The organism is Gemmatimonadota bacterium, from assembly GCA_026387915.1.
Taxonomy (GTDB): Bacteria; Gemmatimonadota; Gemmatimonadetes; order Gemmatimonadales; family Gemmatimonadaceae; genus Fen-1231.
In genome coordinates, this window is sequence record JAPLKS010000018.1 from 226,908 (window position 1) to 240,035 (window position 13,128).

Annotated in this window: 11 protein-coding genes; 1 reads left to right on the forward strand and 10 read right to left on the reverse strand. The window is 65.1% G+C overall.

The genetic code is table 11. The features are described 5' to 3' along the window. Positions 1-50: 50 nt before the first annotated feature. The 6 genes from NTZ43_12945 to NTZ43_12970 all read right to left on the reverse strand — a co-directional run bounded on the left by NTZ43_12945 (position 51) and on the right by NTZ43_12970 (position 4,916). Entirely contained in the window at positions 51-737 is a 687-nt protein-coding gene (locus NTZ43_12945; protein ID MCX5768119.1) for a Bax inhibitor-1/YccA family protein, read from the reverse strand. 98 nt (positions 738-835) lie between these two features. Next, the gene (locus NTZ43_12950) at positions 836-1,684 is read right to left on the reverse strand and encodes a hypothetical protein (GenBank protein ID MCX5768120.1); all 849 of its coding nucleotides are present in this window, start codon (positions 1,682-1,684) and stop codon (positions 836-838) included. A gap of 136 nt (positions 1,685-1,820) precedes the next feature. Then, complete coding sequence (locus tag NTZ43_12955; protein MCX5768121.1) at positions 1,821-2,630, reverse strand: DUF4097 family beta strand repeat-containing protein; 810 nt, start codon at positions 2,628-2,630, stop codon at positions 1,821-1,823. Between the two features lie 2 nt (positions 2,631-2,632). Then, positions 2,633-3,559: a DUF4097 family beta strand repeat-containing protein gene (locus tag NTZ43_12960; protein ID MCX5768122.1), complete on the reverse strand. Its 927-nt coding sequence runs from the start codon at positions 3,557-3,559 to the stop codon at positions 2,633-2,635. 23 nt (positions 3,560-3,582) lie between these two features. Further along, complete coding sequence (locus tag NTZ43_12965) at positions 3,583-4,350, reverse strand: hypothetical protein (protein ID MCX5768123.1); 768 nt, start codon at positions 4,348-4,350, stop codon at positions 3,583-3,585. Positions 4,351-4,361: 11 nt separating this feature from the next. Next, the gene (locus NTZ43_12970; protein ID MCX5768124.1) at positions 4,362-4,916 is read right to left on the reverse strand and encodes an RNA polymerase sigma factor; all 555 of its coding nucleotides are present in this window, start codon (positions 4,914-4,916) and stop codon (positions 4,362-4,364) included. A gap of 232 nt (positions 4,917-5,148) precedes the next feature. Here NTZ43_12970 and NTZ43_12975 point away from each other — a divergent pair, with 232 nt between their 5' ends. Then, positions 5,149-5,625 (forward strand): hypothetical protein, encoded by a 477-nt coding sequence (locus NTZ43_12975; GenBank protein MCX5768125.1) that lies wholly within the window; start codon positions 5,149-5,151, stop codon positions 5,623-5,625. Here NTZ43_12975 and NTZ43_12980 read toward each other — a convergent pair. The 4 genes from NTZ43_12980 to NTZ43_12995 all read right to left on the reverse strand — a co-directional run bounded on the left by NTZ43_12980 (position 5,561) and on the right by NTZ43_12995 (position 13,118). Continuing rightward, positions 5,561-7,933: a DEAD/DEAH box helicase gene (locus tag NTZ43_12980; protein MCX5768126.1), complete on the reverse strand. Its 2,373-nt coding sequence runs from the start codon at positions 7,931-7,933 to the stop codon at positions 5,561-5,563. The genes NTZ43_12975 and NTZ43_12980 overlap by 65 nt on opposite strands. Further along, complete coding sequence (locus tag NTZ43_12985; GenBank protein ID MCX5768127.1) at positions 7,918-11,118, reverse strand: hypothetical protein; 3,201 nt, start codon at positions 11,116-11,118, stop codon at positions 7,918-7,920. The genes NTZ43_12980 and NTZ43_12985 overlap by 16 nt, the downstream gene beginning before the upstream one ends. A gap of 140 nt (positions 11,119-11,258) precedes the next feature. Continuing rightward, the gene (locus NTZ43_12990; GenBank protein MCX5768128.1) at positions 11,259-11,903 is read right to left on the reverse strand and encodes an HAD-IA family hydrolase; all 645 of its coding nucleotides are present in this window, start codon (positions 11,901-11,903) and stop codon (positions 11,259-11,261) included. Between the two features lie 9 nt (positions 11,904-11,912). Beyond that, positions 11,913-13,118, reverse strand: coding sequence for a glycosyltransferase family 2 protein (locus tag NTZ43_12995; protein MCX5768129.1), 1,206 nt, complete (start codon positions 13,116-13,118; stop codon positions 11,913-11,915). Between the last annotated feature and the right edge of the window lie 10 nt (positions 13,119-13,128).

Here is a 13,128-nt window from a genome sequence, read left to right on the forward strand (position 1 = left end):
TCGTCGTCAACGGAAAACCGAAAACGGTCGGCCGTCAACGGTCGTTGTCGTTACCCGCGCCGCCTCCCTCCCCCCAGCAACGACAACACAAACAAAAACATATTCAACAAATCCAAGTAGATCGTGATGGCTGCCGGCACATAATCATCCGGCCCAAACGTGTTGCGAATGCGCCACGTGTCAAACAGCAGCAGTCCGCTCATCAACATCACGCCCACTGCGGCAAGCCAGAGCGAGGCTGTTTCGTTGTGGAAGAACATGTTGAGCAGCATCGTGCCGAGCATCACCCAGAGTCCCACGGTGAGGAACCCGCCCCACGCGCTGAAGTCGCGACGGCTGAACCAGGCATATGCGGTGAGCACCGTGAACGCACTCAACGTGAGTGCGCCCGCTTGCCCAACCACGCCGGGCTGCATCTTGTCGTAGTAGTAAATCATCGGCGCAATGAACACGCCTTCGATGGCCGTGAACATCAACACCAGCGCGAGGCGCTGTGGCGTGGCAAGCCGCGTGGACTGCGCAAGCATCAGCGGCGCGAACGTCAGAATCATCATGATGAACGGATGCGCAGCCGACGCTTCGAGAATCGACTGATTGTTGAGCGCAAACCACACGCCTCCAATCGTGACCACCACACTCGTGAGTACCAGCGAGTAGGTGCGACGCACGAGCGTCGCGCGTTCCTCGCCCGTGCGAACGAGCGTCTGTTCCGGCATAGCGAACCGTGAGTAACCCATCGAGCTCTTACTCCCTGTAATGGAAGGACAATATGAATTATAAACGAGCGGCCCGGAATTGGGTTCCGGACCGCCGTAACTGACGTAGTGCCAACGACCTACGGATTGGCCATTGGGGTGCCGTCGGCGTTCAGGCGGCGCAGGGAAGCTGAGCCGGTGAGTGCCTTTACCGTGATCGTGCGTCCGCCTTTTCCTAGCGTTCCCGTCTGGCTTTTGGCATTGGCGTCCAGCGCCGCGCCAAAGTCGTTGGTCAGGCGACCATTCATCACCTTCAATGTGAAGTCGCCGTCGATAGTTGCCGGGACGTACGCAACGGCCGATCCACTGACCGTTTCGGCGCGCACCGTGCCGGTGTCGCCGAGGGTGGTCATGCGCACGTCCACGTTGCCGTTCACGGTGAGGGCGTCCACGGGGCCAACCGCGGTGGCTACCGTCACGTTACCGTTCACATTGATAACGTGCACCGGCGCCGTGGCCGTGATATTGATGTCGCCATTTGCCGTAAAGGCATCCACGCGCACACGAGCCGGTACTTCCACGGTGATAATGGCGGTGGCATCAGTGCCACTATTGCCATTCCCCATCTTGAGAATGCCGGGGTTTTTCATCGTGTAGTTCTGATCGGTACACGCGCCTTTGCCCCAGATGACGCACACCGTCACTGAGTTCCCGGCAGACGCCACCTGAAACTGCAGGTCGCGTTTGGGATTGCCGCGGCGCCACCGCGCGCCGACCGTGACGTGCACGGCACTGTCGCGTGAGGGCTTCACTTCGATGGGTCCGTTGAGGCTGCGCACGTGCACGGAGCCCGCTGCCGGCACGCTACCCGACCAACTGAAGACGTTCGGATCGTGCTGCTCCGCGCCCTGGGAGTGGCAGGCACCGAACAGCAGGAAGGCGGCGGGCATAGTCCAACGCAAGGTGCGAACGTTCGAGAGCAGCGTCATCGGGGGAACCTCCGTTGCCTCAACATACGAAAACCCCGCCGGAATGTTTCCCGGCGGGGTTTGTGGGGCAGTGGTGGCCGTGTCCTGCCGATCCTCGTGCGGGGCCCGCGGGGGCCCGCGCATGGCCCGTTCCGGGCTACGCTTTGCGAAGCCGGACGCTGCCGTTGACCGTGCTCAACTTCACCGTTGGACCGCCGGTGCCGAGCGTGCCACGCACGTGCCGGCGGCTAATGTCACCGCTGATCGTGATCGGGAAGTCGCTGCTCACGCTGCCGTTGACGGTGCGCATATCAAGCGTCGCGTTCAAAGCCTCTGTGAGCTCCACGGTGACGGACCCATTGACCGTGCTGATCTCTGAGTGTTCGTGATCGAATAGGGCGGACCGCACGTTGATGCTGCCGTTGGTGGTTTTTGCGCTGACTGCGCCACCGCTGGAGCGGGCGGTAATGCCACCGTTCACCGTGTGGGCAATCACTTCGGAGGTCGCACCTTCAATGTTCAACGAGCCATTCACCGTGCTCGCGTTCATGCGCGCCCCGGCGGGGAGGCGGATGGTGAGCTCTACGCTTACGTCGTGGTTGCCCCAGTTCACCCAGTTGGTTCTGGACGAGTGGTAGCCGCGTTCATCACAGCTGTCGCCGTCACGAAAGAGGGCGCACACGAGCAAGTCGCCTTTGCCGGCGCCGGTCTGCACCACGGAGATCTTCACGTCCTCCGGATTGCCAAGCCGCCAGCGCTTGACCGCCGTGACTTCCACTTTGTCGCCGGTGCCTGCTTCCACGCGGACGGCGCCATTGAGATTGCGCACATACACCCAGTGATCCTTCTGAATCTCACCGCTCCAGTGCCAAGGGGTTGCGGTTTCCTGCGATTGACCGAACGCGGGATAAAACACAGGGGCGCAGCCGGTGAGGGCCAGCGCGACGATAGGGAGGATTCGCCGCATGATCAGTTCTCCTTGCTCGCGCGGTTTGCACCGCGCTCAATGTGAATATTGCCACTGAACGTCTGCGCCGAAATTCGGGCGCCGCCACCGTTGATCGTGAACTCCATCTTCCGGCCGCGCCGACCGCTCTGCCCAGGCTGTAGCGTCATCGGGAACTGACTATTGAGATCCCCGCTGAACGTCTGCAAGCTGAGCGATGCCGCCGTGTTGCCGGGCATTTCGAGACGAAGATCGCCGCTGTGTGAGGAGAGGTCGAACGAGCCCGTTCCCTCCGCACTCCCCTGATACGTGATGTCGCCGCTTACGGTTTCAGCGCGCAGCTGGTTGGCCCGCACGTTGGTCAAATGCACGTCACCGCTCACCGACTTGGCGCCGATGTCGCCGGAGGCATCGTCCAGGGTGAGGTCGCCACTGGTGGCATCAAACCGAATGCGGCCATGGGCGTTGGCGAGGTGCGCATTACCCGACACGGTGTGCACAACCAACCGTTCGGTGGCGTCGATCACCTCGACGTCGCCACTCACGGACCGTGCTTCCACTTCGCCGGCGGTGGATTTGATGCGAATGTCGCCGCTCACCGTGTGTGCGCTCACCCGCGTGCCGATCGGCACCATGACCTCAATGCGGCTGTCGTTCGACCCGAACAGCGTAATCCCGCGGCGCGAACGCACTTGGAGAGAGACCTGCGTGCCGGAGAGCGACACGTCAAACGCGCCGTGCTCAATGAACGCGTAGATCTTGGCCTCTTGACGCGTCCAGCCGGTGACAATGATGTTGCCACTCACCAGCCCGAGGTCGATCGTGCCGCCTTTTGCAAAGGCGTAGAGGGTGTCCACTCGGCTCCGCTCGCTCTGCGCGAGCACGAGTGTCGGTGCGAGGACGGTCAGGGCAAAGGCCGAGAGCAGCAGCGTACGGAGGGTGCGTGTCATGGGAGGTTTCTCGGTGGTGTGCATTAGCTGCGCGTGGGCAACGTGGCGACGTCGCGCATGAGTTGCAGTTTGGAGTCGTAGGCACGAGAGAGGCGCTCGGTCAGAAACGCGCTGGCCGGATCCTGCGCCAGCGCCGCCTTGCTCTCGCGAATGGCGTTATCAATGACCTTCAAATTCTTTTCGAGAATGGTGATGGTCGCGGAGTCGAGTTCCGCGCGGCGCTGGTCCACCAACGTGCGCAGTCCGGCAATCTCGCGGTCGTATGTTTCGTCGAGGCTCGGCTTGTGCGAGGCTTGCACGGCGGGGGTGGTGCTCCCCGCGCTACCGGCCGCCGGTGTACTGCCCGATTCGGCGGAGTTCACCGGCGCAGACCGATCGCTCGCCACGCGCCAGGTGATACCGGCCGTCGCCACAATCAACAGCGAGGCGGCCACGGCCAAGCCGCGTGGTGACCACTCGCGGCGCGCCTTTTGGTGCGCCATCCGCCCCTGTGTGCCAGCCGGAGCGGAGCTCCCTTCGAGCTCCGCCTCAAACGATGACGCACTTCCCACGACGGGCAATGCCACCACCTGAGCCGCAATGCGCTGTTCCACGCCGCTCCACAAATCGTGGCTTGGCTCGAGCAACGGCAAGTCGCCCGCCTGCTGCACAATCAACCGAAGGTCGGCCACCAACGCCGCGCATTCCGCACAGTCGAGTCGGTGCGCGTCGGCGGCCGCGCGCTGCTCGGCGGAGAGCGCCTCTTCTTCGAGATAGTCCGTCACGAGCGACTGGAATTCTTGGCAAGTCATGGCAGAGAGGGTCATTGGGTCAACTGTGCGCGTAACAGCATGCGGGCGCGGTGCAACTGCGCCTTGCAGCCCCCTGAGGTGACGCCGAGCATCTCGCCTATCTCCTCGTGGGTATAGCCCTGCACGTCGTGGAGCACGAACACTTTCTTGGCACCTGGCGGGAGCGTGGCGATCGCCCGTTCGAGATCGATCGAGAGCCCCGGGACTTCGGTTGGCCGCACGTCGGCGTAGGCCAAGGAATCCATTTCTTCGATACTGTCGTCGTGCTTGTCGCGGCGGCGGCGTTCCGTTTGCCGTTCGTTGAGCACCACGTTCACCGCGAGTCGGTGGAGCCAGGTGCCAAACGCGCTTTCGCCGCGAAACTGCGTCAACTTTTCCCACGCCCGCACAAACACATCCTGCGTGAGCTCCTCGGCCCGGGCTTTGTCTCCCACCATTCGTGCGCAGAGCGAGTACACGCGGCTGACGTGCGTCCGGTAGAGCCGTTCGAAGGCTCGGCGGTCCCCGCGTGTAGCGAGGGCAACGTCATCTGGTGAATCGGACTGGGCTACTGAGGGTTGGAGCAAGGCGGGGGAGTTTGAGGTCCGGTCGGGCTCACTGTATCGGACGGATGGACGGGGGAAAAGGTTTGAACGGGGGGAGAGCTGGGGCGGACGGGACGGGAGAAGCTGATGGCAGGGCCGACGAGCGAGGAAGTTGGGACGGTACCGAGGCGGGGTCTGTCCCCCCGCCGTGACACTTTATATATGAACTTGCCGTAGTTTACGGCAGAAGCGCCAACCGGCCGGAGAACTAACCATGCCTGAAGCACTGCAGCAGCAGGGATCGAACGCTCCCTTGCCGCCAATTCCCAAGATGGATGCGGCCCAAACGGCCAAGACTGCCAGGGACGCCGCGCGTTCCGTGCAGGGGAAGGCGCCGGTCGCCGTCGGGCAGACGACCGCCGGCACCGAGCAGCCCGTGCCGGCTTTCAAGGTGAACAACAACGATATCCCGCCCGAAGTGGTCCCGATGCTCGGCATCATCTTTGGGTCCATCACCATGATGGTGCTTGGCTACCCGATCATTCGTTTGTTGACCGGGTTCGTGGACCGCCGGAATCGTGCGGTGGAGAGCGGCGCTCGCAACGTGGAACCGCAACTCCGTCAGTTGCAGGATTCCATCGACGCGATGGCCATTGAGATCGAACGGATTTCGGAGGGGCAGCGGTTTACGTCGAGGCTGCTGTCGGAACGCGCCGACGCGCGCGCACTGGAAGCACCGAAGCAGGGGTAGGGCGCGCCTCGGGCACGAGCAAGAGCAGAGCCATCAGGCGCACGGGCGCGGCGGAATCTTCCGCCGCGCCCGTGTGGCGTTTGGGGCGTGCGAGAGCGGAGACGGTTTCGGTGGTCTTGGTGAGCCACTGCAATATGGCCGTGGGAATGTTTGCACTGGATTCTGCGCTGATGGCGCGTAATGCTGCCTCTACACCAGCACCGTGTGCGACAGCGAGCGCGAGGTGCAATGCGGCGGCCGCAGCGGCCAGCGTGGCGCGTTGATGCGCTGGCGCGTGCGATACCATCGCATCGATGCGACGCAACAGCGCGGTGCGTGCCGCTGATCCGGTTCGATCCGCGCGTGTGAGGTGTCGCGCCTGTGCCGCGTTGATATCTCGAACGATGCGACGCTGCGCAGCCTCGAGCAGGCGCACGGGCGTCTGCACCGGCTCGTGCCGTGCCGCGCGTACCAGTGTGAGCAGGCTGGAGGGGCGCTGCCCGCGGGAGCTCGTGAGCCAGTGACGCACGCCATCGGAAAGCACAGCAAGAAAGCCGGCGTGGCGGGCAGAGCAAGCGGCGGTCAGCGACTCGAGCTCGCGGTGGTCTTTCAACGCAAAACCCAGCGCCGGTGGTGCATCGTGGTCGGGCATCAATGTCGACCCCTCAAATTCGTCGTGCTCCGAACTCAGCCATGGCCGCACTGCGTCGCGCAGTAACGCCGCCGCAGAGGCGCCGCGCACCGCGCCAGCGTGTGCGCGGCGTTTGCGTGCGAGTAACGCATCGAGACGCAGTAGCTGTGTAGCGGCGCGCGGGGGCCGAATACCATATACGGTGACCACCGAGTGCCGCGCCCCCATGCGCGCTGCGCGACCGGCGCGCTGCTCAAGTGCGGCGGGCGTCCAAGGGGTATCGAGGTGCACAATCACGGAGGTACCCGTGAGATTCACTCCTTCACTCAATACGTCCGTTGAGATGGCAAGTCGGATGTCGTCGTGCGTCGCGGGTGACCGCTCACCGCCGAGCACCTGCAGTAACTCGGCGCGTGTGCGCGGGCCGCTGGCGGTGCGCGCGCCGCGCCCGGTGAGCAGGGCGGTGCCGGCGGTGGCGCGCAGTTCGCGCCAGAGTGCGAGCGCGGTGGCCGCGTGTTGCGTGAAGGCGACCGCGCGCGCACCGGGATGGTGCGCAAGAATACGGCGTAGCAGAAGTGCGCGGGCACGGGCGTCGCTATCGACGAACGCTCTGACCTCGGCGCGCAATACTTGCACCGCGTTGATATGCGCGTGAAGGGCCGCGCGATGCTGCTCCAGCGCGTGCGCGTCGGTTTCTGCCGCGGCATCCAGGTGAAATATTGGAAGTGCGAGCTGCACGGCATCGTCGCCAATCAACCAAGCGCGCAACTCACGGGTGCTTGGGAGACGGCCGGCCGCGAGCGAGTCGTCGAGCGCGAGCCCGCGGGCGATGCGGCGCCGGAGGGTTTCGTCGAGCGCTGACGCGCTGGACGCCCACGCGCGGGCCAACCCCACCGACACGAGTTGCCGTGCGGAGCGTCCGTCACGGGTGGCGAGAGGAGGGGGAAGCGCGCGAATCATAGCGGCGTAGTCAGGGCCGCTTGGCGCACGCTTCCAGCGCGTAGTGGCGATGCGGGGGCGGTCTCCTGCCTGCGCACGGCGCCGTACGACGAGCCGAGCGCGACTGGCGTCATCCAAGTGCGCGGCTCGTGGGCCAACGACCAGTGCGAGCAACGCAATGAGTTCGTCTGAGCGGTTTCGGACGGGTGTCGCGGTGATCAAGAGTGTGTGCGCGCCGGCGCACAGTGCGGCGAGTACGCGGTACCGCCGTGTAGCAGGGTTGTTTACATGATGCGCCTCATCCACAATCACGAACGGCGCGCGGGCCGGCCGAGCGCCGTGGCTCAGTTGCTCAAGGGAGACGAATGTGATGGCGATGCGCGCTCGATGCGCGGCGTCGTGCCACATAGAACGCAGCGCCGCGGGTGCAGCCACGAGAATGCTGCCCGCTGAGCGACCGGCGGCGAGCGCGACAAAAGTTTTTCCGAGCCCTGGAGGGTCGGCGAGGAGCGCACCACCAAACTCGTGCAGGGCAGACTGAACTCGTGCGAGTGACTCCCGTTGCGCCGGTTGTAAATGGATCTCACCGAGCGCGACCGCTGGTGCGGACGCAGGGTGTGAACAGCCGTCAACCGACGTTCCCAGAAGAACCGCCTGCGCAATGCGGTCGCGCACCGCTCGGAGTTGTTCGGCGGTGGTCTCAGGCGTGCTGGCCTGACGCATCGCGTTGCGACGGTCGCTCGTCACGAACGGAGGCACCACACCAATAACGGTGCGATCTCACGGTGTCGCACCCCGTAAGCGCGCAGCACGAGTTCCGTGAGCGTGTGCGCGTCGGGCGGCCGACCGTCGTGCGCCGCTCGGCCAACCGGCGCGAGCCGTGCGCGCGCCGCTAGCCAGTCGTGCGGCACGGGGAGCCGAGCCATGGTCCACCCGAGGTAACGGTGATAGCCTCCCCGCGCGGTTTCCGCGAGCGCCGCAAGCCAAGCCGCGGCGACAGAAGAGTTGAGCAGAGCGGCCAAGGCAAACGCATCGTCCAGCGTGGCGGCACGTGCGACGTAGCAGCTGTTGAGCGGCACCGTGTGGTCGCCAGCCGGCAGAACCGCCGCGCGCGGCGATTTTCCGATGTCGCTCCACACCACGCGTGCCACATCGTCGCGCGCGCTTTCGGTGCGGAAGAGACTCCACCACGCGGTGGTGCCGCGCGCATCGGTGCGCGCTTCGAGTCGGCGGCGCCAGGGTCCGAGATGCGCGCGAAGCGGATCGGACAATGCCCGGAGCGGAGCGCCGGCAGCGTCGTGCGTCCACACAATGCGATCGGTGCCAGCGACGGTGCCCCATTCACGCACCTGTTCGCCGCGTAGCACTGGACGCGTCGGGAGCTGCGGGTTCGGAGAATCGTGAGCGGAGACGAGGAAAGCCTCGTTGCAGCCAGTCTTCACACCGAGGAGCGGGCGTCCGACGCTGGACGTGACCAGCGGCTCCCCGACGCGCGCCAGTGCATCGAACGCGCGTCGCACATCGGAGGGGAGGAGCAACCAGGGCGCCCCAGGCGACGCGTCGAGCGCGAGCGTGTTGGCGGGCATCTGCCACTCCAGTGACTGATCGCGTCGGCGCACCGCGGCGGAGAGTTGCGCAGTCCCGCTCTCAGTCGGTACTTCACCGGCACGCCGCTGCGCCACTACGAGCGACGGATACACCACAGCGTCGAACGTCGACTCCGCCTCGGACCAATCTTCCACACGGAGCACGGTTGTCTCACGCGCCACGACCTGGCGCACGCCGCCCCCCGCGAGGGCGCTCCAGAGTTTGGTTGGCGTCAAAAGAGCCACAACCCCACCTGCCCGCACAAGCGAAATCGCACGCTCAACAAACAGTGCCGCGAGGTCTACTTGCGAGCCAAAGCCGCGCGTCGCGCCGGTGCCGATTACTCCCGAGAGCCAAGCGGCATCGCGATAGCTCCGAAAGCGCGCTCGCAACGCGTCTCGAGCGGGGGCGGGAATGTTGTGCAGCCGCACCCAGGGCGGGTTCGTCATGATCAGAGTGAATCCGCCCTGCGCGGCAATGTCCCCAAAGTGCGTGTCGAATGAAAACGGCAGACTCCCCCCGGCGCGCAATGCGCGAAGCTGCCGGCGGGCCTCACGCGATTCCCTGCGCCATGCCTCAAGCGCGCGACGCTGTTCCGCCGTGGGGGCCGAGCGTGTTGAGAACAAGTCGCGTGCGCGAATGGCGCTGATGAGGTCGCGACGACGGCGTGCGAGTGCTTCGACTCGCGCAGACGCGTGTGCAACGGCGGCAAGTCGCTCCTCGCGGTCGAGTGCACGAGCCAGCGTGCGTTTGCGCGTGCCGGTGGCGCGACTGTATCGGCCGCGGAGTCGCGCCACCGCAGACGTCGTCGTGACCGACATGGGAGGCAACACCGCACCGTGCACCCGATCGCCAAGCAACGTCGCGGCAAAGGCGTCGCCACTTAAGGAATCGCCCACACGGATGTGGCGGTCCAAGTTTGGCAGCGGCGCAACAGCGAGCGGATGGTCGTCGGGCGTGTCGAGCACCACCGAGAGCCAGAGCCGTAACTCACAGAGCCAGACCGCGGTCGGATTGATGTCCACGCCGAAGATGGCCCGTGTGAGGACGTCGCGCCGTCGGTCGCCTGTGCCACGCGTATCGCCGGCCAATTCCATCAGACCAGCAATTCGGTCAAGCGCGTGCACGAGAAACGCGCCGGAGCCGCACGCGGGATCACAGACGCGCATCGCTTCGAGTGCGCGCAAGAACGGCGCGCGCGATCGCCGTGGTACGACTCCCCGCTGCAACGCATCGCGGACCACCTGCTCCTCAACACCTGCGGCAACGAGCGAAGCCTCCATGCCGGCATTTACCACGCGCTCAATCAGTGCGGGGGGCGTATAGAACGCCCCCGAAGTCTGCCGCTCCGGCGCGGCCATTAATGATTCAAAGGCGCGGCCGAGCATTTCGGGATCTACCGCGGCCTCACTCCATGCGGTGGCGTGCTCGTGCGCCGTGACGCGAAACTTGCCCAACACGCCACCGATGACGTGGCCCAACGCTTCGTCGGTAAAGCGGAGATCGCGCGCGCCTCGCTCCGCTGGCGTGCGCGCAAAAAGTCCACCGTTGAGAAACGGAACGCGCCCCAAGGCGCGCGCCCTCGCCGCACGCTTACTCAGCGGCGTATTGAGCGTCCCAAAGAACAACGGGTCGAGCAGGCGCTGGTGCACGCCGCCACCCGCGAGGCAGCAGGCATCGAAGTGACGGCGAAGGAACTCGCGATCGCCGTCGAGCCATCCCTTGGCCTCGAGAAATGCGAGAAAGAGCAAGCGCGATGTGCACAGCAGGGCGAGCTCCCGCCGTGTGTGCTCACGCGCCGCGCCGCGCGCGGTGGCCGCGAGATCACCCACCGCGCGCTCCAGCTCGCGGTAAAACCGTTTGGTGAGTGCCTCGCGGCCAAGCACCTCGCGCCAGCGTTGATGCACGAGCAAGTCCACCCCCTGCGCCGCGGCGATCAACGCCACCACCGTCTCAGCGTCGGATTCGGTCACGCGCCGACGGTCTACCACCAGCGCCGCCACGCGCCGATCGCCGCCCGGCGCAGGCGCGGCGATTACCACTTCATCGCGCGTGGCGCCAAGCGCCAGCACGAGCCAGAGGAGTTGCGGTGATTCCGCCGCGAGCCGAGCCGCCACGCGCGCCACCAACTCGCGCGTCGCGGTGGCGCCTCCACATTCGAAGCGCACCGCGCGCAACGCGCCGCGTCCGGCACTCACGGCAGTACGCCGCACACCGGGGTCTAGTCCAAGCGCCCGCGCGGTGTTGGCGTCGAGCGGCGTCGCAGCGGAAAAACCAAACTGGCTGGCGAGGGAGTCGAGGGCTCGCGCTGAACGGCAGGTCGCGAGAATGTCGGCGGCGGCGCGGATGGTGGACACGCGCCCAAGGTGCCGCGACCGCGAGCGCGCTCCATCATCACCCTGTCGCGACGATGAGCGATCGCTTGCATCAGGACGCCCGCACGGCGACGCCGAGTGCTGTTAGAGCGGTCTTCGCTGCGCAATCCAAACGTGCGCGCTTAGATGATCGCGAGCAGCCCCGCCACCTCATCGCAATAGGCTGACGGTTCCGCCACGGCGAGCTCCGCTCGCGTAAACGGTCCCCACGTCACCGCTATCGAGCGTACCCCGGCCGCATTCCCCGCCGCGATGTCGTGCGGCGAGTCACCAATGAACACCGCCTGCTCCGGCTCCACGCCAAGTTGCGCGAGCGCAAATAACACGGGCTCGGGATGCGGTTTGTGGTTCACCGTGGATTCAATCCCCACGAGCAACGGAAACGCGTCACCAAACCCGCTGATCGCGAGCCCACGCCTCGCAAACTCTACGCCCTTGGACGTCACGATTGCTGTGGCCAGTCCGCGCGCGCGGAGTGCCGTCACCATTTCCACGGCGCCCGGAAAGGCTTTCACCATATTGTCGTGGTGCTCTACCTGATACGCGCGATAGCGGTCACGCAGCCACTGCAACTCTTCGGGACTGCGTGCGTGCTTGCCAAGGCTCGCCACCAACGGTGTGCCAATGCTCGCAATCAACTCAGCTTCGTCGGGGCGCGGGCCTTCGAACTCCGCAAAGGCATGCCGGAACGAGGCAATGATCAACCCAATCGAATCAATGAGGGTGCCGTCGAGGTCGAACAGCACTGCGCGCAGCTCTGTGGCCATCCACTCAAGTTAGCGGCGCGGCGACTGCGACGTGTAGCGACGTCCCTTCCACTCCACCTCGCTCCCCTTCCACGCCGCCTTCGCAAAGACGTAAAACAGCACGACGCTCGCCAACGGGTGGAGCAGTGCATACCACACCGGTGTTTTGGCCCACCGGTACGCGGCCACCCAAAACAGTGTCGTCAGGCCGTACACGGTTGCACCCCACACGAGCCAGGCGTTCCCAACCACACCGCTCAGCGCCAGCACAACCATCACCGTCGGCACAATCTCCCAGAGCGTGGGTACGGGGTAGACCACGCGCAACAACGCCTGCCCGATCGGTCCCACATTGATCGTGTCGCGGCCTCCGGCGTAAATGTTTTTCCCCCACCCGCGCATGATCTCGCCGAGGCCCTCGTACATGCGCGTGGTCATGTGCCCCATGCCCAGAACGATCTGCACGCTCAAGCCAAGTCGGCACCATTCCTGCGCCATGCGCAGATCTTCTGCCACATGGTCGCGCACGGCCGCGTGTCCGCCGGCACGGTCGTAGGCCTCACTCCGCATCAGCATGTACTGGCCATTGCCAATCTTGTCGAGCGGATTGGTGGCTCGGCTCACTTTTTCCATGCCGCCGTACCGCCCAAAAATGAACGCGAACACGTGCAACTGCAGTACGCGCTCCCAGAACGATTCCATCGTCTGGTCACCGGCCACACTCAAGAGATCCGCACCGCGCGCCTGCAACGCATTCACCGCGCGGGCGAGCAACTCGGGGCCGTGACGGGTGTCGGCATCGGTGAACAGCAACAATGCGCCATCGGCCTCGAGCGCACCGTTATGGCAGGCCCACTGTTTGCCGAACCAACCATTGATCAGCTCGGGCGTGGTCATCACGCGCACGCGAGCATCCTCCACCGCAATACGACGGGCGATGTCTCCCGTGCCGTCTTTTGACGCGTCGTCCATCACGATCACTTCAAAGTTCGGGTAACTCGACGCGAGAATTGACCGCACGCAGGCTTCGATGTTGCGCGCTTCGTTCCGCGCCGGCACCACGATGCTCACGCGCGGCGCGTTGGGAGCCGCTTCGGCGGAATACGCGTCGAGCGACACGGAGTCTCGCATGCGCCACATCAGAACGACCGGCACCACCACCCACGGCATGATCCAGACCAACGGATGCGTAGGGGCGACCTGCGTGAGCATGCCGATCACGAAGAGCGTGATCATCGGAGGTGCA